The sequence below is a fragment of the Bacillus sp. DWP3-1 genome, from assembly GCF_049896565.1.
Lineage (GTDB): Bacteria > Bacillota > Bacilli > Bacillales > Bacillaceae > Bacillus.
In genome coordinates this window covers 140967-165618 of record NZ_JAFCUN010000007.1, presented here as the reverse complement: position 1 = coordinate 165618, position 24652 = coordinate 140967, and the positions used below count along the sequence as shown (strand labels likewise).

Genomic DNA, 24652 nt, shown 5'->3' with positions numbered 1-24652 from the left:
TTATACAAAGAGCGTGTAAGGCGAAAGGTGGAATGAAAGGTAATGGGAAAAACGAAGGCTTTTAATGACACGTTCTTAAAGGCGTGCAAAGGGGAAAAAACAGACCATGTACCAGTTTGGTATATGAGACAGGCAGGACGCTCACAGCCTGAATATCGTGCCCTTAAAGAAAAATATGGGCTATTTGAAATTACGCATCAGCCAGAGTTATGTGCTTATGTAACAAGACTTCCTGTAGAACAATATGGTGTAGATGCCGCTATTTTATATAAAGATATTATGACCCCGCTTCCGGCTATTGGAGTGGACGTTGAAATTAAAAATGGAATTGGACCTGTGATTGATTCACCGATTCGGACAAAAGCAGATATTGAACGTCTTGGGGAGCTTCATCCTGAAGAAGACCTGCCATATGTGCTTGATACCATTCAGCTTTTAACGAAGGAGCAGCTGAATGTACCGCTCATTGGTTTTGCCGGTGCACCATTTACGATGGCAAGCTATATGATTGAAGGCGGCCCATCTAAAAACTATCATAAAACAAAAGCGCTGATGTACAGTGAGCCTGAGACATGGATGCTGCTCATGAACAAATTAGCTGAGATGACGATCACGTACATACGTGCGCAGGTAGAAGCAGGGATCAGTGCGTTTCAAATCTTTGACTCATGGGTTGGTGCTTTAAATGCAGCAGATTACCGGACATTCATTAAACCTGTCATGCAGCGAATTTTCACAGAGTTGAAGAGTGAAAATGTACCAATGATCATGTACGGAGTTGGGGCAAGCCATCTGGTGAAAGATTGGCATGACCTGCCGCTAGATGTCGTTGGACTGGATTGGCGTATGAGTGTAGACGAAGCTCGAAAAGAAGGGCTCGTAAAAACGTTACAAGGGAATCTTGATCCAACGATCTTACTTTCTCCTTGGGAAGTCATTGAAGAGAGAGCAAAAGATATTTTAGATCAAGGGATGAAATCAGATCACTTCATCTTTAACTTAGGTCATGGGGTATTTCCAGATGTTTCACCAGATACGTTAAAGAAGCTGACCGATTTTATTCACGACTATTCAGCTAAACATAAAAAAACATCCATCTAAACTATTTCAAATGATCTGAAGGAGTGTTGGTTGTGGAGAAAAAGAAAATGGGGCTTCTTGTCATGGCATATGGCACCCCATATAAAGAAGAAGACATTGAGCGTTATTATACACATATTCGTAGAGGCAGAAAGCCGGAGCCAGAAATGCTGCAAGATTTAAAGGATCGCTACAAGGCAATCGGCGGTATTTCTCCTTTATCAAAAATTACAGAGCAGCAGGCAAATGGTTTGTGTGAGCACTTGAATGACATTCAAGACGACATTGAATTTCATGTCTACATTGGCTTAAAACATATCGAGCCTTTCATTGAGGATGCAGTTGCTGAAATGCACAAGGACGGCATTACAGAAGCTGTGAGTATCGTTCTTGCGCCGCATTTCTCAACCTTTAGTGTGAAATCGTATAACAAACGTGCACAAGATGAGGCAGACAAGCTGGGCAATTTACAGATTACGTCTGTTGAAAGCTGGTACGATGAGCCGAAGTTTGTGGACTATTGGGTGAAACAAGTGAAGGATACGTATGCATCAATGAGTCAAGAGGAACGAGATTCCGCGGTACTTATTGTGTCTGCACACAGTCTGCCTGAAAAAATTATTGCAGCAGGAGATCCATATCCTGATCAGCTCGCACAATCGGCCAAAATGATTGCGGAAGGTGCGGGAATTGAACACTATGAAATTGGCTGGCAAAGTGAAGGCAACACGCCGGATCCATGGCTTGGACCAGACGTGCAAGACTTAACGCGGGATTTATTTGAACAAAAAGGCTATCAAACATTCGTGTATGTGCCTGTTGGTTTTGTCGCTGATCATCTTGAAGTGTTATACGACAACGATTATGAATGTAAAGTCGTGACAGATGAAATTGGTGCAGCCTACTATCGTCCAGAAATGCCAAATGCGAAACCAGCATTTATTGATGCTCTGGCAACAGTCGTATTAAAGAAGCTTGACGAAAGCAAGTAATCATATAAAAGAAGGCGATCCTATGCATGACAATCAAAAACACCTTGTCATCATTGGCGGTGGCATCACTGGTTTAGCCGCCGCCTTCTATTTGGAAAAGGAAGTCGAAGAAAAAGGTCTTCCGATTCAAATATCTCTTATTGAAGCGAGCCCTAGGCTAGGTGGAAAAATACAAACATTATATAAAGACGGCTACATCATCGAACGTGGACCTGATTCATTTTTAGAAAGAAAGGTCAGTGGACCGCAGCTGGCTAAGGATGTTGGTTTGTCCGATCAGCTCGTCAATAATGAAACTGGGCAAGCGTATGTACTAGTCAACGAAACCCTTCATCCGATGCCAAAGGGTGCTGTGATGGGTATTCCAACTCAAATCAGCCCATTTATTACAACTGGTCTTTTTTCAGTTGCGGGAAAAGCGAGAGCGGCGATGGATTTCGTGTTGCCAAAAAGCAAGCAGACCGAAGATCAGTCGCTTGGTGAATTTTTTAGAAGACGTGTGGGTGATGAGGTCGTTGAGAATTTAATCGAGCCGCTTCTATCAGGCATTTACGCAGGGGATATTGACCGCCTGAGCTTAATGTCCACCTTCCCGCAATTTTATCAAACAGAACAGCAGCATCGCAGTTTGATTCTTGGGATGAAAAAATCACAGCAGCATGCGAAAGCACAGCAAGTGACTGCGAAAAAACAAGGACAGTTCCAAACGATCAATCAAGGACTGCAGTCGCTTGTGGAAGCAGTAGAAAGTAAGCTCAAGCTGACAACGGTGTATAAAGGGACAAAAGTGAATCAGATTGAAAAAACAGAGGGAGGCTATGGTGTGCAATTAGACAGCGGTCAAACGCTTTTTGCCGATTCAACCATTGTCACGACTCCGCATCAATCGATCTATTCCATGTTTCCTAAAGAAGCAGGGCTTGAGTATTTGCATGACATGACCTCTACTTCTGTTGCAACGGTAGCACTCGGTTTTAAAGAAGAGGATGTTCATAATGAATATGACGGCACTGGTTTTGTCATCTCAAGAAACAGTGATTTCTCTATTACGGCCTGTACATGGACAAACAAAAAATGGCCGCATACAGCTCCGAAAGGAAAAACGCTATTGCGTGCGTATGTCGGAAAAGCTGGCGACGAATCGATTGTCGAGCAGTCAGACAGTCAAATCGTCAGCATCGTGCTTGAAGATTTAAAGAGAATCATGGATATTAAAGCAGATCCAGAATTGACGACAGTGACTCGCTGGAAGACCAGTATGCCGCAATATCACGTCGGTCATCAAAAAGCTATTTCGAACATGCGAGAAACGTTTAAGCAATCATATCCTGGTGTTTATATCACAGGTGCTGCTTTTGAAGGTGTTGGAATCCCTGATTGTATTGATCAAGGAAAAGCCGCCATCTCAGAAGCTGTATCGTATCTATTTTCATAAAAAACAACTCCCTTTTCTGTCATGGAAAGGGAGTTTTTCATGTTCGAATCATTCGAAAAGAGTTGGGAATCATAAATGTGAACAAAGTTGTTGCATCCGGGGAAAGGGATATGGTATATTACTTTCTGTACTTAATGACCAAAACGTTCAAATAGTCATTTCGGGAGTGAGATCATGAGTGTTGATAGGAGACAAATGATTTTAGATGGTGCGACGAAGGCATTTACTCAATTCGGGTATAAAGCGACCACAATGGACCTCGTGGCGAAGCTTGCCAACGTCGGGAAAGGTACCATTTATACATTTTTCAAAAACAAAGAAGAGTTGTTCGATGAAATTTTCACATCCCTTTTACTAGAGATGAGGAAAATTGCGGATGAGGCGATTGATGAGAAGAATAGTTTCTCTGAAAACCTTCACTTAGCACTCTTTGCAATTTTAGAATTTCGAAAAAACCACCAGCTCACAATTAAGATTTTTCAGGAAAATGCGGAGCTTGGCACGTCAGCGGTCAAGGAAATGATCGAAAAGATGGAGCAGATGATCATTCGCTATATCAAAATGAAAGTACAAGAAGCGATGGATAAAGGCGACATTAAGCCTTGTGATCCTGAATTGACTGCATTTGTGATGGTGAAACTATATATTGCACTGATTTTTGATTGGGAAAAGCGATACGAGCCTTTAACAAAAGAAGAGGTAGCCGAATCGCTGGAGCTTTATGTCTTAAAAGGACTATCTGCAACAACATAATTTTTTTTGAGTTCATATGACCAAATTTTATATTTAGTCATTCATCTATGGGAGGAAAACAGCAATGAATTTAATTCGGAATCAATGGAAAGACATTGTAACGAGCAAAAAACTACTGATCCCGATTTTAGCTGTCTTATTTATTCCGCTGATTTACAGTGGTGTATTTTTAAAAGCATATTGGGATCCATATGGTACAGTTGATCAACTGCCTGTAGCGGTTGTTAACTTGGATGAAGGCAGTCATTATGACGGGAAAACCCTTCATGTCGGCGATGATTTAGTGAAGGAATTAAAGAAAAACGATAATTTCAAATGGAATTTTGTCGATAGTGAAGAGAAGGCCGTAAAGGGATTAAATAACGAGGATTATTATCTCGTTGTGGAAATACCAAAAGACTTCTCGAAAAATGCAAGTACAGTGTTAGATAAACATCCGAAAAAATCGAATCTGAAATATTATACGAATCCAGGCGCAAACTATGCGGCGTCACAAATTGCGAATAATGCCATTATCAAATTAAAAGATTCGGTTTCAAAGGAAGTCACAAAAAATTACGCCGAGGTCATCTTTGATAACTTCAAAACGATTGCAAAAGGATTAGATCAAGCAAGCGATGGCGCGAAGAAAATTGATGACGGAACAAAAAGCGCAAAAGATGGCAGTACAAAGTTAAAAGACAACTTAGCCAAATTGGCTGAAGGTACGTTAACCTATAGCGAAGGTGTTCATCAGTTCGCAGGGAAAATGGGTGAACTGAACACAGGCATACAGTCTCTAGACAGTGGGCTCGGTCAGCTCTTAACAGGCTATCAAACCATTGATCAGAAATTTGGAGATCTTGGTACAGGAATTGATACATTAACCGAAGGATTAAACACAAGCCGTGAAGGACATCAGCAGCTCGCTTCTAAAATGCCGCAATTCACAGCGGGCATTGAGCAGCTAAACAATAAAGCACAATCCTTTTCAGAAAAAATTGCAGCAGTAGAAAAAGTCTTATCGTCACCAGAATTAGCGAATCTTGAAAAGATGGCGCCTAAACTCGATCAGGTGAAAAAAGACGCAAAAACGTTCAGTACAAAACTTGCTTCATTAAAAGAAGCATTATCAAATCGAGATGCTAAAGTAAAAAGCATTATCCAAAACAGCTCCATGACAGATGAAGAGAAAAAGGCGGCAATGGATCAGCTGAACAGTCTGCCTAAAATCGAACTGCCTGATCTGTCTGGACTCGAACAAAGCTTAGCGGCCTTGCAGGAACTGCCTGATGCAAGTGAGGTACAGTCTGCGGTTGCATCTGCAAAAGCTCAGCTGCAGCAAGTCAAACAGCTGCCAAAGAAAACAGAACAGCTGTACACGTCTACAGTCGCGATACAAAATGCGATCGACCAAATGACATCTGGTACGAATAAATTATATCAAGGTGCATTGAAGCTTCAAACAGGTCAAGGCCAATTACAAGATGGCCTGCAAACAGCAAATGGAAAGCTTGATACGGCGAAAAGCGGAGCGGATAAGCTTGCAAATGGATCAAGCCAGCTTAGCGCAGCGTTAAATAAGCTGGAAAGTGGTTCAACAAATATCCAAAGCAATACATCTAAGCTTGCCGAAGGCTCAAAATCGCTTGATAAAGGATTGGGAGATTTAAAGAGCGGTACAGGTAAGCTGTCCAATAAATTGAAAAGCGCCGCTGATGAAACAGGGGAAATTGATGCAAATCAAGACAATTACAATATGATTGCAAGCCCTGTTAAAACAGAGAATGATACAGCGAAAAAGATTGATAATTATGGAACAGGGCTCACGCCTTATATTTTATCCATGGGACTCTTTGTTGGGGCTCTGATGCTCACCGTTGTATTCCCAATGAAAGACCCTGCTGGACGCCCTAGAAATGCGTTTGAATGGTTTGTCAGCAAATATAGCGTGCTTCTGCTTGTCGGTATCCTGCAAGCAGTCATTGCAAGTACGATGCTCATCTTTGGGCTTGGTCTTGAGGTGGAAAGCCTCTGGCGCTTCTATCTCTTTGCAATCATCGTCAGTCTGACATTCTTAGCGATCATTCAGCTGCTAGCGACAACAATGGGGAACCCAGGACGCTTCATTGCCGTCATTATCTTAGTTCTTCAGCTCGCAGCAAGTGCTGGTACATTCCCGCTTGAGCTTGTCCCTAAATTCTTCCAAGTCATTCATAGTCTGCTTCCAATGACGTATACAATCAATGGATTTAGAACGATCATTGCAAGCGGTGATGACAGCTATTTATGGCACCAAGCAGCGATTCTTGGAACAGTTGCGATCATCATGATGGCGGCAACAACAGCTTACTTTGCTTGGAACGTAAGAAAAATGAAACAAGACGAAGCTTAATCAAGAAATCCTTTCTCTTGATAGAGGAAGGATTTTTGATTTGAAATTAGACATCTTGAACCCGAAGCGATATATTTTAAGAAGAGATGCTATAAAAGGCATACATGGAAGGAATTGCTTTCAGACAAAGGAGGAAATGCCGAATGACAACTGAAGTAAACGAAACCGTTCAGCTGATTCAAAAGCTCGTATCGATCCCAAGTCCGTCAGGGAATACAGAAAAGGTGATTGGCTTTGTTGAACGCTTTTTACAGGATGTAAATATTGAGACAAAACGAAATCGAAAGGGCGGCTTAATTGCCACTATTAAAGGAACCGATGATAAGGAACACCGCATGCTGACAGCACATGTCGATACGCTTGGTGCGATGGTAAAGGAGATTAAATCAAATGGACGGCTTCGTCTTGCACTCATTGGAGGCTTTCAGTATAACTCAATCGAAGGTGAATACTGTGAAATTGAAACCGCTTCAGGCCATACATACACAGGAACCATTCTCATGCATCAAACGTCAGTTCATGTCTATGCGGATGCGGGAAAAGCAAAACGAAACCAAGAGAATATGGAGATCCGACTCGATGAAAAGGTGCAAAATGCAGACGATGTCAAAGCACTTGGCATTCAAGTAGGGGACTTTATCTCATTTGATCCTAGAGTGGAAGTGACGTCTTCAGGTTTTATTAAATCAAGACACCTTGATGACAAGGCAAGTGTGGCGCTCTTGCTGCGACTCATCCACCGCATTCAAAAGGAAAACATCACATTGCCGCATACGACGCACTTCTTAATTTCCAATAATGAAGAGATTGGCTACGGTGGAAATTCCAATATTCCAGAAGAAACGGTGGAATACCTCGCTGTCGATATGGGAGCTATCGGCGATGGTCAATCAACAGATGAATACAGTGTGTCTATTTGTGTGAAGGACTCAAGCGGTCCTTATCATTATGGATTACGCAAGCATTTAGCCGCATTAGCAGAGGAGAACAATATTGATTACCGTCTAGATATTTACCCTTATTACGGCTCTGATGCATCAGCAGCCATTAGAGCAGGGTATGATATCATTCATGGACTGATTGGTCCTGGCATAGATTCCTCGCATGCATTTGAACGAACACATGAAGATTCTCTCGTCCATACAGCGAATCTCCTTTATCACTATGTTCAATCAGAATTAATCACGGCATAAAAAAAGAACCCCGATAGATGGGGTTCTTTTTCGTTAGCTTGAAAGCTGTGTCGGTTCAGGTACTTCTTGTCCAGTCATCACGCGATGTCCTTTTTCAGGGTCATATTGACCTTCCCATTTAGACATCACAACAGCTGCAAGTGCATTTCCTGTTAAGTTAACAACTGTTCGCGCCATATCCATGATACGATCCACACCTGCAATAAATGCAAGACCTTCAGCAGGTACACCGATCGTTCCTAATGTTGCGAGTAATACAACAAAGGAAGTGCCAGGAACGGCAGCCATTCCTTTAGATGTCACCATCAGTACAAGAACAAGTGTGAGCTGCTGGACGATCGTGAGGTCAATGCCATATACCTGTGCAAGGAAAAGCGCCGCAATAGCTTGATACAGTACGGAGCCGTCTAGGTTAAACGTATAACCGATTGGGATAACGAAAGAAACAATTCCCTTCGGACATCCAATGCGCTCCATTTTATCCATGACTCTTGGTAAAACTGTTTCAGAGCTGGATGTACTAAAGGCAAGAAGCATTTCGTCTTTCATGTAAGCAAGAAATCTGAAAATATTGACGCCAATCATCTTTCCAATAATTCCGAATACAACGATAAGGAAGAGAGCGAGCGCAAAATAAACAAGACCTACAAGCTTACCTAATGAAATAAGAGATTCAAGACCAAATTTTGATACAGTCACACCAATGAGTGCGAAGACACCAAATGGTGCAGCTTTCATCACAACATTGACGACATGGAACATGGCGTGTGATACACCTTCGAAGAAGGCGAGCACTGGTTTGCCGCGTTCACCAATGGCTGAAACGCCAAGAGCAAATAACACAGTGAAGAAAATAATCGCAAGCAAATCACCTTCCGCCAATGATTGGAAGAAGTTCGTTGGAACGATATGAAGGAACGTATCAGCAACTGATTTGCTGCTTTGCTCTTTTTCCGTTTCAACATACTGGCTAATATCTTGTTTTTCCGTATTTCCAAAGTCAACGCCTGCACCAGGTTGAACAAAGTTTGCAAGCGCAAGACCAAGAATAATCGCAAATGTTGTGATAATTTCAAAATAAAGAATAGTTCTAAAACCAAGTTTCCCTACTTTTTTACCATCACCGGCACCTGCAACACCTAAAATTAAGCTAGATACAACAATTGGTATAACAATCATCTTAATGAGTCTTAAGAAGAAGTCTCCAATTGGTTTTAAATAAGTCTCAACGCCTGGGTTACCGAAAAAGATTGCCCCAACAACGACACCGAGAATAAGACCGATTAGGATTTGTGTAGCTAATCCAAATTTTAATTTTTTCATAGATTTCCTCCCTAACATATTCATTAAAGGAATATTCCCATCATATTAAGTTTTAATATATGAATTAAAGTATAACTAAAATTAAAGAGGCTCGTCCACGATTAAATTATATTAAGAAAATACAAAATTGTTTGAAAAAATGAACATTTAGAACCTCCTTTATTGATTCAAGTCAATAAAAAGTGTCTTCAGAACTAAAACTCATCATATAAAAATACTAAAAAACCCTTTTAGGACAAGGGTTTTACCTTTTTACCTATTTTTCAGAAAAAATAAAAAGCACTTTTGACTCCAACTGACGATGGAGGAAAAAAGTGCTTTTTAATTCAATTTTTTACCTTATTTAAGATAACTTACTTGTGAGCATTCCTCACATTCATTACCGTAACACTCGTGTTGTTCCATTAAATCATTTCCACATTTTGTGCATTTCTTTGAGGGCAAATTTCTAAAAAACTCAGTGATTTTTCCTAGCATTTGTCATCCTCCAATACATTTTGTTGCTATTATTGTATTATAACAGATTGATAATTGTCAATCTGTTTTGCAACAATAGGCAAGAAGAATGCTTTTTTCATGAAAAATGGGTATATTGTAAGAAGGGGATTTTTAGAAAAGGAGGGAAAAATGACGATGAAATTAACTGTCATTGGATGCTACGGAGGGTTTCCGGCCGCTGGTGAAGCGACGTCAGGGTACCTTTTTGAATCAGATGGATTTCGTCTGCTTGTAGACTGCGGGAGCGGTGTTCTTTCCATACTGCAGCAATACATGGATATAGAAGAACTAGATGCTGTTCTCCTTTCTCATTATCACCACGATCATATTGCGGATATCGGACCACTCCAATATGCGAAGCTAGTGGGATATCATTTAGGAAAAAGCAGCGGTCCGCTTCCGATCTATGGACATACGGGTGATCAAAAAGCATTTGGGCGACTTGCGGATGATGTACATACTAAGGCAGAGGCTTATCAGCCAGAAGAGGGTATTCAAATTGGTCCATTTCAAATTGATTTTTTGAAAACGGTTCATCCGGCAGAATGCTATGCTATGAGAATTCAGGCAGGGGATGCTGTGGTGGTGTATACAGCAGACTCAAGTTATCAGGACGCATTTATCCCATTTAGCAAGGATGCAGATCTACTGATTGCTGAAAGCAATTTTTATGCTGGACAGGACGGATCGGGTGCAGGACATATGAACAGTACAGAGGCGGGCAAGCTTGCAAGGGAAGCAAATGTTGGGGAACTCATCATCACGCATCTGCCCCATTTTGGTCGTCATAAAGACCTAGTCAATGAAGCACAGGCGTTATATACTGGCAATATACAGCTTGCCCATTCAGGGCTTAGATGGAACAAGGAAGGAAGATAGAGATGCTGTTTATCGATAACGAACAACATTATGATCCAATGATTAATTTGGCAATAGAAGAGTATTGCTTAAAATATTTAGATCCTGATGAAACGTATTTGCTGTTTTACATCAATCAGCCGTCGATTATTATTGGAAAGAACCAAAATACAATAGAAGAAATCAATACGAAGTATGTGGAAGACAACGGCATCAAAGTTGTCCGCCGCCTGTCCGGTGGTGGTGCAGTTTACCATGACAAAGGAAACTTAAACTTCAGTTTTATCACAAAAGATGATGGGGACAGCTTCCATAACTTCAAAAAGTTCACCGAGCCAGTCATCAAAGCGCTTGAAAAGCTTGGTGTCAAAGCGGAATTAAGCGGGAGAAATGACATTATGGCAGATGGACGAAAAATTTCTGGAAATGCCCAGTTCGCTACAAGAGGACGTATTTTCAGCCATGGCACGCTGCTATTTGATTCAGAAATCGAACATGTCGTTTCGGCTTTAAATGTGAAAAAAGAAAAGATTGAATCAAAAGGCATTAAATCCATTAGAAGCAGGGTTGCCAATATTAGTGAATTGATGGTTCAAAAGATGACAACAGAAGAATTTAGAAAAATTCTTTTAAGCTACATTTTCGATACGAATGGGGATGTCCCTCAATATCAGTTGACTGAGAAGGATTGGGAAAAGATTCACGAGATTTCTCGGGATCGATATCAAAAATGGGAATGGAACTACGGCCGTTCACCGAAATTTAATTTACAGCATTCTAAAAGATTCCCAGCAGGCTCCATTGATCTTCGATTAGAAGTGAAAAAAGGCATCATCCAAGACTGCAAAATCTTTGGTGATTTCTTTGGTGTAGGGGATATTGCTGATATTGAAAAAAGACTCATTGGGCAGCAATATGATCGCAAAACGATCAGCGACGTATTAGAAGATATGGATATGCGCCACTACTTCGGCAACGTATCAAAAGAGGATTTTCTTGATTTGATTTATTAAAAGGGACAAGCACGGCTAGAGATAGCGGTGCTTTTTTGATTGAAAGAAATGAAAGCGATTCACATTTGATCTTGTGGATTTTTTCGATTGTCTATTATAATAGAAAGGAGGAATGTTTGGCCATAAAATGAATGGCTATTCATTCATTGATGACATGTAAGGGGTGGGAGAATGGATTTGATCAAAAATCTAGAGCAGACGGCGATGACGAAAGGAGAAAATATCGCACTGATCTTTGAAGGAAATAAGTGGACCTATCGAGAGCTGATGACAAGTATCGAGCGATTTGCAGATGGATTAGTCAACGAAGGGTTTCAAGCTGGGGACCATATCGCGCTTATTTTAGGAAATTCACCGCATTTTGTCATTTCTTTTTTTGGTGCCTTAAAGGCAGGACTTGTCGTAGTACCAGTCAATCCAACATACACGCCTAGTGAAATTGGCTATATGCTGATTACAGGTGATGTAAAGGGCATTGTTGCCCCTGAACAGCTACTGCCAGTGTACGAGCAGGTGTACGAACAGCTTCCGTCTATTGAACGAGTGATTATTTGTGCAGAAAATGAATCTGCATGCAGATCAAGTTTTAAGGAAGTATCTGATCGTCTTGTCTTCTTTGGAAAGCTTGTGTCTGGTCATGCGAAAGAGAACGTGCATCCTTCTATTCATCAGGACGATACGGCAGTTATTCTATTTACATCTGGCACGACAGGAAAACCAAAGGGTGCGATGCTGACTCATTTCAACCTTTATTCAAATGCCAGAGACGTCGCTGAGTACCTATCCATTGATGAAAAGGACAAGGTCATCGCCGCTTTGCCGATGTTCCACGTATTTTGTTTAACGGTTTGTATGAATGCACCATTGATTCATGGCGCGACCATTTATGTCATGCCGCATTTCAGCCCATCGGAGCTTTTGCGTATGATGGAAAAAGAGAAGCCAACGTTATTTGTTGGTGTTCCGACTATGTATAACTATTTGTACCGCCAGGAAGGGCACGAGGAAGCGATGTCCTCAGTGAGGATTTGTATATCTGGCGGTGCCTCAATGCCTGTTGCCTTACTTCACGGTTTTGAGAAAAAATTTGGTGTCACGGTGCTGGAGGGTTACGGATTATCAGAGGCTTCTCCAGTAACTGCATTCAATCCTCTTGATGGAAAAAGAAAACCCGGTTCAGTTGGGACCGACATTATGAATGTGAAGAATAAGATCGTGAATGAACTGGGAGAAGAAGTCGGTCCAAATGAAGTCGGAGAGCTGATAGCAAAAGGACCAAACATTATGAAAGGCTATTATCAAATGCCAGAAGATACTGAAGCTGCACTAAGAGGCGGCTGGCTGTATACCGGTGATTTAGCGAGAAGAGATGAAGAAGGATACATTTATATTGTCGACCGGAAAAAGGATATGATTCTCGTTGGCGGGTATAATGTTTATCCAAGAGAAGTAGAAGAAGTGCTTTATCAACATGAAGCTGTAGCAGAAGCCGTCGTCATCGGTGTTCCAGATCCGAACACCGGAGAAGCTGTCGTCTGTTACATTTCCCCTAAGAAACTTGCTCACATCAATCAAGAAGACATCATCACACATTGTTCACGCTTTTTAGCGAAATATAAGCAGCCCCAAACGATCCATTTCATAGATGATATTCCAAAGAACACAACAGGTAAAATTTTAAGAAGAGTACTAAAGGAAAAGTATCAAGCAGAGGAAAGTAAATAAAAAAAGGGAGTCTCTTATGAGGAGGCTCCCTCAGCGTGTAGACAAACCCTCGCATTCAGGTCTGAAAAGGTTTTCTATCACGCTGAAAAGAAGACAAAGGGCTAAAATAAAATTTTAACTCTTTTGAATCGCTTCTTTTAGCTGTTTCTGAAAAGAATTAGACTGTTTTTGATTCAGTTCATAATAAGTCCCATCTACTAAAAAAACGACCTGTGATCGGCTCGTCCAGAGCTGAAAGGTGGTGCCGTTTGTTCGGCCGTACATCACCTTGGCGATATAATCTGGTTCCTTTAAATTTTTCTTAAGATGATTGCTTGTTTGTTTGCCTTTGTTTAATTCTTCTATTAAATCTTCTGCTGTGTCCTTATCATCTATTTCATAAGAAGTGGACTCGTTTGCAGGTGAAAGCAGCAATTTTTCTGCTCGATTCTCATCAAAGATTTCGCTCGTCCGGCTGAACACATAAAAGAAGGTAATGAGTAAAAGTCCAAAGATCACAACTCCTGCAAGGATTTTCTTCATTTTAATCCTCCAACTCTCTGTTTTATATGTAGCATCTCCGATTTTCGAGTAGCATAATCATTTTTTTCGCGAAAGCTTTTTCAGATGGGGCATGCTATGATGGAGCCACATGAGACAGGTTCTAAACAAAAAAATGGTTGATTAGAATAGAGAGAGGGATGGAAAGGAGGCTGACCAGTGCGAGTACGTAAATGGGTAGCTCTTGCAACGGTAGCTTACATATTGTACGGTCTTTTTATTTATTCTTATTTGTTTCTATTTGGGGATTCATCGGTTCCTGAAAGTGTAAAAGGAACAAGTGCAGATCCGCATACCTTTATGACAAGCCATGAACTTGTCATCAGCGAGAATTTCTCGAACATACGTAATCTGCTGTATTTCATGACAATTCCATTAGATTGGTATGTTTTTTTTCTTCTGCTCATTTCAGGGTTTTCACGAAAAATAGCAGACTGGAGCCTGGCAGCAGCTCGTTTCACATTTTTAAGCAAACTTGTATATGTGTTTGTGTTGTCGCTTTTGACAATGCTGATTTCATTGCCCATTAAGTGGATTGGCTATCAGCTGTCTTTGCACTACGGAGTATCTGCTCAAAGTACGGCAAGCTGGTTTAAAGATCAAATACTGGATTTCTGGATTCAATATCCACTTCTTGCCCTATGTGCTATTGTATTCTTTTGGCTCATTCAAAAAAGAAGAAAGCGTTGGTGGCTGTATGCTTGGTGTTTGACAGTCCCCTTCACGCTATTTCTCTTCTTTATACAGCCGGTCGTCATTGATCCGTTATATAACAATTTTTATCCACTAAAGGATCAAGCTCTTGAGAACAAGATCTTAACGCTTGCAGACAAAGCACATATCCCGGCAGATCATGTATATGAGGTCAATATGTCTGAGAAAACGAATACAATGAATGCTTATGTCACAGGGATTGGTGAAAATAAGCGTATTGTGTTATGGGATACGACACTGCAAAAGCTGAAAGATCGCGAAATTTTATTTATTATGGCACATGAAATGGGACATTACGTCATGAAGCATGTCTATATAGGATTAGCAGGATATCTAGTGCTGTCACTTGCCGGATTTTTTGCGATTGACCGTCTCTATTTTTATTTTTATCAAAAGGGAGCAGTTCCATTTCGGCTGAGGGTGTCAAACGACATCGCTGCTCTTCCGCTTCTTCTCATTATCGTATCGATGCTGTCATTTGCAACTTCACCTTTTACAAATGCAGTTTCAAGACATCAAGAACGAGCAGCTGACGAATATGCGGTAAACCTGACAAAAGACGGAGAGGCAGGGGTGACGTCTTTTCAAAAGCTTGCAAAATCAGGGCTGTCTCAGGTGAATCCACCGCTTTTAGTGAAGGTCTTCCGCTATGGACACCCAACCATGATGGAGAGAATCATGGAGATGGAAAATGCAGCGGAAAAAGAGGAAACGTCGAGGAAGCAATAAATAAAAAAACCGGCTGGATCAGCCGGATTTTTTTCGCGCTTGTTTAGTTAGAAGCCGCTTGAGCGTTGATTAACCCTTTGCCATAATAGAAGGAGTTACCAAGCGGTGTTGCCGTGTTTTCTAAGCGCTGGCGAACCTGTGAATTTGATAGGTTCGGATTTTTAGAAAGAATAAGCGCTGCTGCTCCTGCTACATGAGGAGACGCCATAGAAGTTCCGGTATAAGATGTGTATCCACTGCTTGGTACTGTACTTAAAATAGAAGTACCAGGTGCAGAAACATCTAATTCAGGACCTGCGCTGGAAGACGAGTTTCTGACATTGCTGCTGTTTACATTGGCAACGGCAATTGTAGAATCATATTTTGCTGGATAGCCAACTGTACTTGTAGAGCCAGTGGAACCTGAATTACCTGCGGCCGTCACAACAACGACTCCGCGGTTATTTGCTGTATCAACGGCATTTTTAAGCGCTGTTGAACCGTTTGGTCCACCTAAGCTCATATTGATGACATCCATGTTATTGGCTACAGCCCATTCAATACCGCTAATGATCCAGCTGTATTGTCCGTCGCCATTGCGGTCTAATACTTTAACAGCATATAGGGAAGCACTTGGAGCGACCCCAAGAACACCAATTGTGTTATCAAGGGCAGCAATGGTTCCGGCTACGTGAGTTCCATGTGATTGAAAGTCTTGGGTGGCATTTGGCTCTGAAGGGACGAAGCTGGCACCGCCTGCAACATTTAAGTCAGGATGTGCAGCGTGGATTCCAGTATCAAGGACAGCTACTTTGACATTAGCACCTTTATAACCTTGAGCGTGTACAGCTGGAGCTTTGATTTGAGGGATTCCATAAGGGACGGTTTGTGCATATGCTTCTGCTTTGTGGTCTTCTTCTACGTAAGCAATGCTAGGGTCATGTTCAAGTTTTTTTGCGGCTTGTTCGGACATCTTTACTTGTGCGGCATTAATAAGACGATATTGCTTTTCTAGTTTTCCGCCATTTTGAGTGACGGCTTGTTTCTTAGAGCTGTTTGTGGTGGCAGAGGCTTTAAAGCCAACAATATAGCTCTTTTCACTATCTGACTTTGAGACCGTCTCGGCATTTGCCATGGAGCCTCCAAACCCTGCTGAAAACAGAAGAGGGACAGCCAATAAAACACTTGTCATTACATTTTTCTTTTTCACGCACAATCCACATCCCTTTTTTCTTATTTCAGAATAATCATTCGTAGTCTATAAGAATGATTCGTTTGATTATTCTGTATATTCAGTTTAAGGGAAGTAGGCAAATAAGAGTAGACCCGAATTTTTGTGAAAGTCCTAGCGGAAATTGGGGAATTAAGTCACTTGGAAACGTTGGGAAAATATGTTTGTTCTACTGTTTCAGCGGTTATCTATTAAAAAGGAAGTGTGCTTTTTTTCTTATGATCCATTTTCGGACAAATATTCGATACCCGAAAAGCCTTAAAATAGGTAGAAACGTCTAACATCTATTTCGAATTTCGATATAAAAAAATATTATTTTATTTTGTTTTTGTCGTTTAAAAAGAACCTGTTACAATAACAGGTTCTTTAAGAAGGGGAGGATTGAGTTAAATGGCTGACCACGTTGTAATCAAGGACCTTCCATTCACCATCTTTCCATTCCACATAATTTAAGCAAGCATTGACAAGTCTCGTGTTCTCTAGACCCAGATGTTCATCCGCTAAGGTGGTAAGTAAAGCATGGATAGCAGCGCCGTGTGCCACGATCAGGACATGTTGATTTGGATAGGCTGCTCTGACTTTCTCAATGCCTTCTACCATTCGATCTTGAATCGCCTCAAGCGGCTCCATGTTTGGATACTGTTTATCTGGAAACAGCTTTTGGCGCTCCTCAAACGACATGCCTTCAGCGTCACCATAATCACGTTCAATGAAATCATCCATGATGACAAGAGGCGCATCTACATGTTTTAAAATCAAGTGAGCCGTTTCTTTTGCCCTTGTGAGTGGACTGGAAATGACAACATCCCAATGGACATTCTTTAAGTAAAGTCCCGTTTGTTCAGCCTGCCATTTACCAGTGTCGTTTAAAGGGATATCTGTTCGTCCTTGAATTCGTTTCGCTGCATTCCAATCTGTTTCCCCGTGTCTGACTAGGCAAATTGTTGTCAAGCAAATCCCGCCTTTTCTATCTTTTCTTCTATTATACTAAAGCAGAAAAAAAAAGACTGGATCAGCGATTTGTGAGACTTGTTAAGGATTCGACTGAGCTGGCAACTTGGGACACCGTTTGTTTGACTTCCTTCAATTCGTTAAGGAAGGTTTGAAGGTCGATTTCAATTTTTCCATTTTGGTTTTTACTTAAGTTCATGCTGCTGACGATATCATCGAAGAGCGAATTGATTTGAGTCATTTTTTCTTTACTGTCTGTCACGAGTAAATTCACGTCCCCAATGTGCTGAGACACAATGGAGATTTGTGAATTGGTATTGTTGACGAGTTCAGACACGGTTGAAACCGTTTTCTTTGTGTCCTCTGACAATTTACGAACCTCGTTTGCGACGACAGCAAAGCCTTTACCATGTTCACCAGCTCGTGCAGATTCGATTGAGGCATTTAAAGATAACAAATTCGTCTGCTCTGCAATGCCTGTGACAATCCCAAAGATTTGTTCAATCTGTTTGGCGATTTCTTCTAAACGCTTAATTTCTGTTTCAATCTTTGTCATGTTGCCATCAATTTGGTTCATTTGTGTTTGTTGAATTTCTAATTCTTTTTTACCGCCGATCGATTTTTCCTCGACCTGTGCTGAAATTTGCGTTCCAGCTTGCGACATGTCCGCCATCTCATCAGATTTTGATACAAGCTTGTCCACTGCATTTGTTGTGTTTGAGAAGAGAGAAGCAAGCGAATTTGATGTTTCTGTGATTTTTGTATGAAGCTCCTGCTGCTGCTGTTCTGCTTCATCACGAATTTTAGAATATTCATTTTGGAATGTATCCAGGACAAGCTGCTGCTCTAAATTTAAGATTTTCGTCGTCGCTTTGACTGCTGTCTGATATTCTTTGAAATCTTGGATATGCTGAGCAAATAAATCCATAATCGATAGCAGAAGATCCTGGAATGCTGCCATATACCATTTAGGCTGGAGGCCAATCCGTAAATGAACTTGCGCAATTTTAATTCGTTTTGCCACATAGGCTTCATCAACCACACCTGCAAACATTTCACTAATATGAATGCGGAGTGTTTTTTTCAAACGTTCGACAGAACTATTATCTTGAATGATATGCATCAAGGAAGATTCGACTTCTAAATTTTTATAAAATTTATCAACGATATGTGCAATATTCTCCTGAACAATTGGATTGAGCTGTTTTAGAATAAAGAGGTCATGCTGCGTCAGGTCTATCATTTTGATTTGTTTCGCGATATCCGTATTGTTTAAAAAGTTGATTCGTTTTATTCCATCATCCTGCTGTGTGAAAAAAGCAGTGTTTTTTCTTTTCGTCTCTTTTTTAAATAACAATGTTTTGGTCCCCCCATAATCATCACAAATTATCAGACTTTATATTATTTATCGGATAATATTGGATTTTTTAAAGGGAATCAGTAAAATTTTACTGTTCTTTATAAGACCTTTTTAGTGGTTTCTTTGCTGGGCCTTCTACTACCTCTCCAGTAATGGAAAAACGTGAGCCGTGACACGGGCAATCCCAAGTGCGGTCGCTATTATTCCAAGCGACTTCACAGCCTAGGTGAGTACACGTTGTATCCACAAGAAAGATATTCCCGTCCTCTGATTTAAAGGCGCCGCATTTTTTATGTTCGTAAGATACAATACCGCCTTCACCTGGCTTTAAATCATCAATTGTTTGATCGGTTCGTTTTAATTTACCACTGATCAGCTTGGCAGCGACATTGCTGTTTTCTTTAATAAAATCTTTGACGAAAGAGTCAGAAACAGGTCTTGATGGCGTAAAAATCGATTCGTATGGATTCGATTTTCCCTCAATCAAATCACCGATAAGAGTGGCTGCGACATGGCTTGTCGTCATGCCCCATTTTCTAAAACCGGTCGCAACGAAGATATTTTGGTGGTGTTTGGTCAGGCGGCCAATGTAAGGGATTTGATCCATTGTGACCATATCGTGTGTCGACCAGCGATACAGCACCTCTTCAATTCCAAGGGTGGCGTCTCCAAACCTTTCTAATCCTTCATAGTGAGCAGATTCAACCCCGCCTTGTCCAGTTTTATGGCCTTCTCCTCCGATGAGAACCACTTCCTCACCATGCCATTCTGCGGTTCTTAAAGAATGAGCAGGCTGGTCGATTCCTAAATACATCCCGTCTGGAAGCGGCTTCGTTGTTTTGGCTGCTACCACATAAGATTGTTCTGGGTGAATTCGTGTGAAATAAAGTCCTTTCCCGTCATAAAAAGGGAAGTGCGAACAGGAAATGATATAGCGTCCTGTCAGGTGATGGCCGTCTTGTGTGACGACAGCAGGCCGGTTTCCTTCTTTCACGTCAACAGCAGTTGTCTGTTCATAAATACCTACACCTCGCTCTAGGAGCTGGTCGATTAGTGCATTTAGATAATGAAGGGGATGAAACTGTGCCTGCTGCGTCATTGCTAGGGCAGCTTTGATGTCAGCATCAAAAGGAAGCGCTGTTTTCCATTCTCGGTCAATCCCAAGCTGTTTGTAGGCATCTAATTCCTTCTTTAACTTTTTTACACCGCTTTCTTCCTTAGTATAAAGGTAAGCATCTTTTATCTCTAGCTGACAATCGATGTCGTACTCTTTGACACGAGCTTGAATCAGCTCTTTTGCTTTCTCGTTTGCTTCTACATACAATCGAGCTTTGGGCATGCCAATTTGCTGAATCAGCTCATGGTAGTACACATCGTGCTGTGAGGTAATCTTAGCTGTCGTATGTCCGGTCGTACCTTGCAGCAGTTGATCGGCATCAATGATGATGACATCCAGCCCGCGCTCTGTCATTTCAAACGCAGTAGCGATACCGGTAATGCCGCCGCCAACAATGATGACATCTGCTGTGAGATCCTCATGTACAGCAGGAAAAGAATGCTTCTGACTTTCTGATATCCATAACGATTTTGCCTGTTCCGATCCTTTATGTTCTTGCTCCATATTGTCGCCTCCAGTTAGTGACTTGTTGTGTATAATTTTTCCACAATAATGAAAATCATACATTCGTAAGGAAACTAGTTTGACATACATAAAAAAATAGCCAACACATAAAAATAAACAAGATAAAAGGAAGGAGTGGACAGACGTGTCAACAAAGCAGCCGAAGAAAACATTGCCGCCTCAGCATCAAAATGAACGTCCAGGTCTGGAATATAAAATGAACCCTAGACCTGTTTTTGATCGAGAGGTGCCGGATAAAAAGTTAGCAGGGAAAACAGCCATTGTGACAGGTGGAGACAGCGGGATCGGAAGAGCAGTCTCGGTCTTGTTTGCGAAGGAAGGAGCCAATGTCGCCATTGTTTACTTGAGTGAACACCGCGATGCAGAGGAAACGAAGGACTATATTGAAAAGGCGGGAGGCCGCGCCATTTTAATTGCAGGTGATTTAGGAGATGAGGCGTTTTCAAACGAGGTCGTCAAAAAAACGAAAGATGCTTTCGGTTCCATCGATATTTTGGTGAACAACGCCGGGGAACAGCATCCGCAAAAAAGCATTGAACAGATTACCTCGCATCAGCTTCTTCGAACATTTCAAACGAATATTTTTGCCATGTTTTATTTAACAAAAGCGGTTCTTCCTCATTTAAAGAAAGGAAGCAGTATCATTAATACCACATCTGTTACAGCCTATAAAGGGCATGAAACCTTGATCGACTATTCATCTACAAAAGGGGCAGTCGTGACATTTACGAGATCATTATCTTTATCGCTCATTAAACAGGGGATCAGAGTGAATGGGGTAGCCCCAGGGCCTATTTGGACACCGCTCATTCCATCGACCTTTACGGAAAAGGAAGTCTCAGAATTTGGCGGAGATGTTCCAATGGAACGTCCTGGTGAGCCAGTAGAGCTTGCGCCGAGCTATTTGTTTTTAGCGAGCGAAGACTCCTCTTATATGAATGGACAAATCCTGCATGTAAATGGCGGAACCATTTTAAATGGATAAACAAAAAACTTGCGGTAAAGAGACGAGTTGCTGTCTCTTTGCCGCAAGTAAAATCATCATGATTGATGTAAGCAGTGTTCTGCATATTGAGCTGACAGGTCGTTGAATCGCTTTTCATCACGCTGATCCAGTGCCTTATCAATCTCTTCTCTAAGGAAGGTTAAGCGCTGTTTATAAAGCGCCTCATCTAAAACCATTTGAATATAGATGTCTAAAATAGTGACGCCGTTTTCTTCGGTTTTTTGGGTGTTGCGGGACTTCATGAGCTCAGCATACGTTTTTTTCTCTTTCATAAAGAATCCCCCCGATGCCTTTTTTATAGTATATGGATTGGCGGAGAAAAAATCAACAAGAATTTATAATTTTTAGACAATTTATTTTTGAGCGAAATCGACATCTCTTGTCCGATCGACAGGATGTGATATATCATTAAAAAAGGCTTTTCGATAGATCGAATGGACTAAAAAATACGATAAAAAGATGATTTTTAATAAATTTTGAAAAAATCCTGTCGTTTCTTATATGTTGGTGATAGATTAATAGTATCTAAAATAACCAAAAATTAACACAGGAGGAAATGAAGTGTCAGGAATTAGTGAAACACCTTTAGATTCATACGTCATTAATCAAACAACAATGGCGGTCCTTCCGGTTGAAGAAGGAAAAAGAGTATATTCAAAAGTCATAGAAAGAGAGACAAGCTTTTACGTTGAATTAAAGCCCCTGCAAATTATTGAACGCAGTTGCAGATTCTTCGGCTCAAGCTATGCGGGCAGAAAAGCGGGAACATATGAAGTAACAGGAATATCTCACAAGCCTCCAATTGTGATTGACTCATCCAATCATTTGTATTTCTTCCCAACCTATTCATCCAACCGTCCTCAGTGCGGCTGGATCTCCCACAAATACATTCATACCTTCCAGGAATCATCCCTCGGAGACACGGTGGTCATCTTTACAAATGAGCAAACCGTCGAACTCGATGTCTCATATAAATCATTTGAGAGTCAGGTGCACAGAACAGCGTATCTCCGAACGAAATTTCAAGATCGCCTTGATGGAGGTCTTCCTAAAAAACAAGAATTTATGCTGTATCCAAAGGAACAACAGCTCAACCTTGTATACGATTTTATATTAAGGGAGCTTCGGAACAGATATTAACTAAAACCAGCGGCAGGACAGCCGCTGGACTCCTTATGAAGCGAGGGTTTAGCATATCGTCTTTCTTTCTCGAAGAAAAAAACATTGATAATTATATAAAAAATTATATAATTCAACTATAACGTATAAAAATTTATATAACGAGCAGCAGTGAAAGGGGATATGATAATGACTTATGATGAACTAGATACACCGGCGCTATTAATTGATAAACGGGTAATGATGGAGAATCTAGCTGCTATGCAGCAGTATGTGGACCGTCAGCAAGTCAAACTGCGTCCTCATACGAAAACACATAAAACACCTAGTCTTGCGAAGGTGCAGGAGGAGATGGGCGCATCTGGCTTAACTGTAGCGAAAGTAGGAGAAGCGGAAGTAATGGCGGCGCATGGGCTGACAGATATCTTTATCGCCAATCAAATTGTAGGCGAGACAAAGCTCAAGCGAATTCGAAAGCTGGCAGAGTCGATACAAATTTCATTTGGAATAGATTGTGTAGAGCATGTGCATCAAATTGAACATGTCTTTCGTGGAGCAGAGAAAAAAGCGGAGGTTCTAATTGAGATAGAAGTTGGAGAAGAAAGATCTGGTGTCATTGAAGAGAGTGATTTCCGTCAAATCTTGCAGGCGATTCAAACATGTGACTTCGTTCATTTAAAGGGGATTTTTTCTCATGATGGACATACATATAAGGCGGAAAGTAAAGCGCATTGTCACACATTATACGAAGACGCTGTGAATCGCACGCTTCAGTTTGCACAGATTGCGAAAGAAACAGGCATGCTGCTAGAGGTAGTGAGCATAGGATCAACACCGCCGTTCTTATTTCAATTTGATATTCCAAAGGGAGTCACCGAAATCAGACCAGGCACTTACATCTTCATGGATGCCTCTCAATCCAATGTGATCGGCACTTTTTCACATTGTGCGGCAGCTGTGCTGACGACGGTGATCAGTAAGCCAACAAAGGCCCGTGTCATTACAGATGTTGGAGCCAAAGGGCTCACGGCTCAAACCCGTACAAAAGGGCTGACGAAAACAAAAGGACTAGGCAAAGTAAAAGACTATGATGATGTATTTGTTTCAAGTGTATTTGATGAGCATGCCATCATCTATCACGAAGGCTTCCGTCAGACTGTCCAGATCGGTGAGAAGGTGCAAATCATTCCAAATCATATTTGTCCCGCTGTCAATCTCCATGAAAAAGCATATCTCATTCAAGATGGTGAAGTAGTCAAAGAGCTTGAGATTGCTTGTAAAGGTAAACTTCAATAAATCAACAGGATGTATAATTTAAGACTTGGAAAATACAAGGCGACTTCGTTTGGCATCATCATGATGACACGAACGAAGTATTTCTTTTCATTAGAAAACATCCACCATGAACTTATTGAAACCAAATCCATATATCCAGTCGTCTATTAAGTGTATCGGTAGACTGTCAATCAAATGACAGGAAAATGTGGATCCTTAGACGTATTTTCATCCATTTACTCATAAATCGCAGAAGTGACACGAGCCGTCTGTTACAATAAAAGAAATCATTTCTTGCAAAGTGTTCGTATGTGGTAAAGGATACTCCTATTTTGACCGATATGAACGAATGGGAATAAGAAATGGAGGCTCTGTATGAAAAAACAATCGCATTTGATGCTGCTATTCACCTTGACAGTGATATTACTAGCAGCCTGTCAGCAAGCAGGTCAATCGCCTTCAAAACAAGACACAAAAGAAGCTGCGTATGAACAATGGGTTCAGCGTTATATGGATGAGTTAAATGAAGCTTATGAAAACATGACCGACCAATTTATTTCAGATGGACATGGAAAGATCCAAGTAAATAAAAAATTGAAAAAAGCGACGAAAGCCTTTGATCGTGTGATTCAAAAGGGGCTTGCTCATCAAGAAGTTCCAGCCGCTTATCAAAAGGCGGATCAACAATTAAAGACAGGTCTTCATTCATTTGAAAAAGGAATCGGTCAGGTGGAGCAGCTATTAAAGCACCCAGGTCAAGAAAAGCTGTTTATTTCCGCTACCCATCATCTGCAAGATGGATTGCAGCAGACAGCTGCATTTATTGAAGAAGTAGGCCGCATTCAGCAATCAACGTAAAAAA

The 24652-nt window shown here is 41.1% G+C and carries 22 protein-coding genes and 1 pseudogene; 14 read left to right on the top strand and 9 right to left on the bottom strand.

Translation table 11 applies throughout. The features are described 5' to 3' along the window. The first annotated feature begins 42 nt into the window (after nucleotides 1–42). The 6 genes from hemE to ACP7A0_RS15770 all read left to right on the top strand — a co-directional run bounded on the left by hemE (nucleotide 43) and on the right by ACP7A0_RS15770 (nucleotide 7827). A complete protein-coding gene (hemE, locus tag ACP7A0_RS15795; RefSeq protein WP_426005727.1) occupies nucleotides 43–1101 on the top strand; it encodes a uroporphyrinogen decarboxylase in 1059 nt (352 codons plus the stop codon). Between the two features lie 32 nt (nucleotides 1102–1133). Then, the gene (hemH, locus tag ACP7A0_RS15790; protein ID WP_034663560.1) at nucleotides 1134–2072 is read left to right on the top strand and encodes a ferrochelatase; all 939 of its coding nucleotides are present in this window, start codon (nucleotides 1134–1136) and stop codon (nucleotides 2070–2072) included. A 22-nt stretch (nucleotides 2073–2094) separates the two neighbouring features. Further along, nucleotides 2095–3507, top strand: a complete 1413-nt coding sequence (hemY, locus tag ACP7A0_RS15785) for a protoporphyrinogen oxidase (protein ID WP_260335926.1) — start codon at nucleotides 2095–2097, stop codon at nucleotides 3505–3507. 174 nt (nucleotides 3508–3681) lie between these two features. Further along, nucleotides 3682–4260 (top strand): TetR/AcrR family transcriptional regulator, encoded by a 579-nt coding sequence (locus tag ACP7A0_RS15780; protein WP_034620016.1) that lies wholly within the window; start codon nucleotides 3682–3684, stop codon nucleotides 4258–4260. 64 nt (nucleotides 4261–4324) lie between these two features. Continuing rightward, nucleotides 4325–6634 (top strand): YhgE/Pip domain-containing protein, encoded by a 2310-nt coding sequence (locus ACP7A0_RS15775; protein WP_060595928.1) that lies wholly within the window; start codon nucleotides 4325–4327, stop codon nucleotides 6632–6634. 143 nt (nucleotides 6635–6777) lie between these two features. Next, on the top strand, nucleotides 6778–7827 hold the full coding sequence (locus tag ACP7A0_RS15770; RefSeq protein WP_034663552.1) for a M42 family metallopeptidase: 1050 nt from the start codon (nucleotides 6778–6780) through the stop codon (nucleotides 7825–7827). 33 nt (nucleotides 7828–7860) lie between these two features. Here ACP7A0_RS15770 and ACP7A0_RS15765 read toward each other — a convergent pair whose 3' ends face one another. Beyond that, nucleotides 7861–9150 (bottom strand): cation:dicarboxylate symporter family transporter, encoded by a 1290-nt coding sequence (locus ACP7A0_RS15765; protein WP_034663550.1) that lies wholly within the window; start codon nucleotides 9148–9150, stop codon nucleotides 7861–7863. Nucleotides 9151–9489: 339 nt separating this feature from the next. After that, the gene (gene yhfH / locus ACP7A0_RS15760) at nucleotides 9490–9627 is read right to left on the bottom strand and encodes a protein YhfH (protein WP_008359029.1); all 138 of its coding nucleotides are present in this window, start codon (nucleotides 9625–9627) and stop codon (nucleotides 9490–9492) included. 156 nt (nucleotides 9628–9783) lie between these two features. On the opposite strand from yhfH, the gene ACP7A0_RS15755 reads away from it, so the two are divergent. The 3 genes from ACP7A0_RS15755 to ACP7A0_RS15745 all read left to right on the top strand — a co-directional run bounded on the left by ACP7A0_RS15755 (nucleotide 9784) and on the right by ACP7A0_RS15745 (nucleotide 13244). Then, nucleotides 9784–10527 (top strand): MBL fold metallo-hydrolase, encoded by a 744-nt coding sequence (locus ACP7A0_RS15755; RefSeq protein WP_426005784.1) that lies wholly within the window; start codon nucleotides 9784–9786, stop codon nucleotides 10525–10527. A 2-nt stretch (nucleotides 10528–10529) separates the two neighbouring features. Continuing rightward, nucleotides 10530–11519 (top strand): lipoate--protein ligase, encoded by a 990-nt coding sequence (locus tag ACP7A0_RS15750; RefSeq protein WP_426005722.1) that lies wholly within the window; start codon nucleotides 10530–10532, stop codon nucleotides 11517–11519. A gap of 171 nt (nucleotides 11520–11690) precedes the next feature. Then, nucleotides 11691–13244, top strand: a complete 1554-nt coding sequence (locus ACP7A0_RS15745) for a fatty acid--CoA ligase family protein (RefSeq protein ID WP_106031639.1) — start codon at nucleotides 11691–11693, stop codon at nucleotides 13242–13244. Between the two features lie 114 nt (nucleotides 13245–13358). On the opposite strand, the gene ACP7A0_RS15740 is transcribed toward ACP7A0_RS15745, so the two are convergent. Next, nucleotides 13359–13766, bottom strand: a complete 408-nt coding sequence (locus ACP7A0_RS15740; RefSeq protein WP_066031080.1) for a sporulation protein — start codon at nucleotides 13764–13766, stop codon at nucleotides 13359–13361. 177 nt (nucleotides 13767–13943) lie between these two features. Between ACP7A0_RS15740 and ACP7A0_RS15735 the strand changes: the two genes are divergently transcribed. Next, the gene (locus ACP7A0_RS15735; protein ID WP_106031640.1) at nucleotides 13944–15227 is read left to right on the top strand and encodes a M48 family metallopeptidase; all 1284 of its coding nucleotides are present in this window, start codon (nucleotides 13944–13946) and stop codon (nucleotides 15225–15227) included. Between the two features lie 43 nt (nucleotides 15228–15270). Here the strand turns inward: ACP7A0_RS15735 and ACP7A0_RS15730 are convergent, their stop codons facing one another. The 5 genes and pseudogenes from ACP7A0_RS15730 to ACP7A0_RS15710 all read right to left on the bottom strand — a co-directional run bounded on the left by ACP7A0_RS15730 (nucleotide 15271) and on the right by ACP7A0_RS15710 (nucleotide 20369). Beyond that, nucleotides 15271–16416, bottom strand: a complete 1146-nt coding sequence (locus tag ACP7A0_RS15730) for a serine alkaline protease SapB (protein ID WP_426005719.1) — start codon at nucleotides 16414–16416, stop codon at nucleotides 15271–15273. 387 nt (nucleotides 16417–16803) lie between these two features. Next, nucleotides 16804–17388: a histidine phosphatase family protein gene (locus tag ACP7A0_RS15725; protein ID WP_106031641.1), complete on the bottom strand. Its 585-nt coding sequence runs from the start codon at nucleotides 17386–17388 to the stop codon at nucleotides 16804–16806. A 61-nt stretch (nucleotides 17389–17449) separates the two neighbouring features. After that, nucleotides 17450–18052 (bottom strand): methyl-accepting chemotaxis protein, encoded by a 603-nt coding sequence (locus ACP7A0_RS15720; RefSeq protein ID WP_426005782.1) that lies wholly within the window; start codon nucleotides 18050–18052, stop codon nucleotides 17450–17452. 153 nt (nucleotides 18053–18205) lie between these two features. After that, nucleotides 18206–18745 (bottom strand): annotated as a pseudogene (locus ACP7A0_RS15715) (protoglobin family protein); the annotation flags it as partial. 91 nt (nucleotides 18746–18836) lie between these two features. Next, on the bottom strand, nucleotides 18837–20369 hold the full coding sequence (locus ACP7A0_RS15710; RefSeq protein WP_426005717.1) for an FAD-dependent oxidoreductase: 1533 nt from the start codon (nucleotides 20367–20369) through the stop codon (nucleotides 18837–18839). A gap of 145 nt (nucleotides 20370–20514) precedes the next feature. On the opposite strand from ACP7A0_RS15710, the gene ACP7A0_RS15705 reads away from it, so the two are divergent. Beyond that, complete coding sequence (locus ACP7A0_RS15705) at nucleotides 20515–21375, top strand: SDR family oxidoreductase (RefSeq protein WP_060595936.1); 861 nt, start codon at nucleotides 20515–20517, stop codon at nucleotides 21373–21375. A 56-nt stretch (nucleotides 21376–21431) separates the two neighbouring features. On the opposite strand, the gene ACP7A0_RS15700 is transcribed toward ACP7A0_RS15705, so the two are convergent. Continuing rightward, entirely contained in the window at nucleotides 21432–21668 is a 237-nt protein-coding gene (locus ACP7A0_RS15700) for an IDEAL domain-containing protein (protein WP_008348804.1), read from the bottom strand. 289 nt (nucleotides 21669–21957) lie between these two features. On the opposite strand from ACP7A0_RS15700, the gene ACP7A0_RS15695 reads away from it, so the two are divergent. The 3 genes from ACP7A0_RS15695 to ACP7A0_RS15685 all read left to right on the top strand — a co-directional run bounded on the left by ACP7A0_RS15695 (nucleotide 21958) and on the right by ACP7A0_RS15685 (nucleotide 24648). Then, on the top strand, nucleotides 21958–22536 hold the full coding sequence (locus ACP7A0_RS15695; protein WP_034663525.1) for a competence protein ComK: 579 nt from the start codon (nucleotides 21958–21960) through the stop codon (nucleotides 22534–22536). Nucleotides 22537–22704: 168 nt separating this feature from the next. Further along, nucleotides 22705–23811: an alanine racemase gene (locus ACP7A0_RS15690; protein ID WP_426005714.1), complete on the top strand. Its 1107-nt coding sequence runs from the start codon at nucleotides 22705–22707 to the stop codon at nucleotides 23809–23811. Between the two features lie 354 nt (nucleotides 23812–24165). Next, entirely contained in the window at nucleotides 24166–24648 is a 483-nt protein-coding gene (locus tag ACP7A0_RS15685; protein WP_066031075.1) for a hypothetical protein, read from the top strand. The last annotated feature ends 4 nt before the right edge of the window (nucleotides 24649–24652 follow it).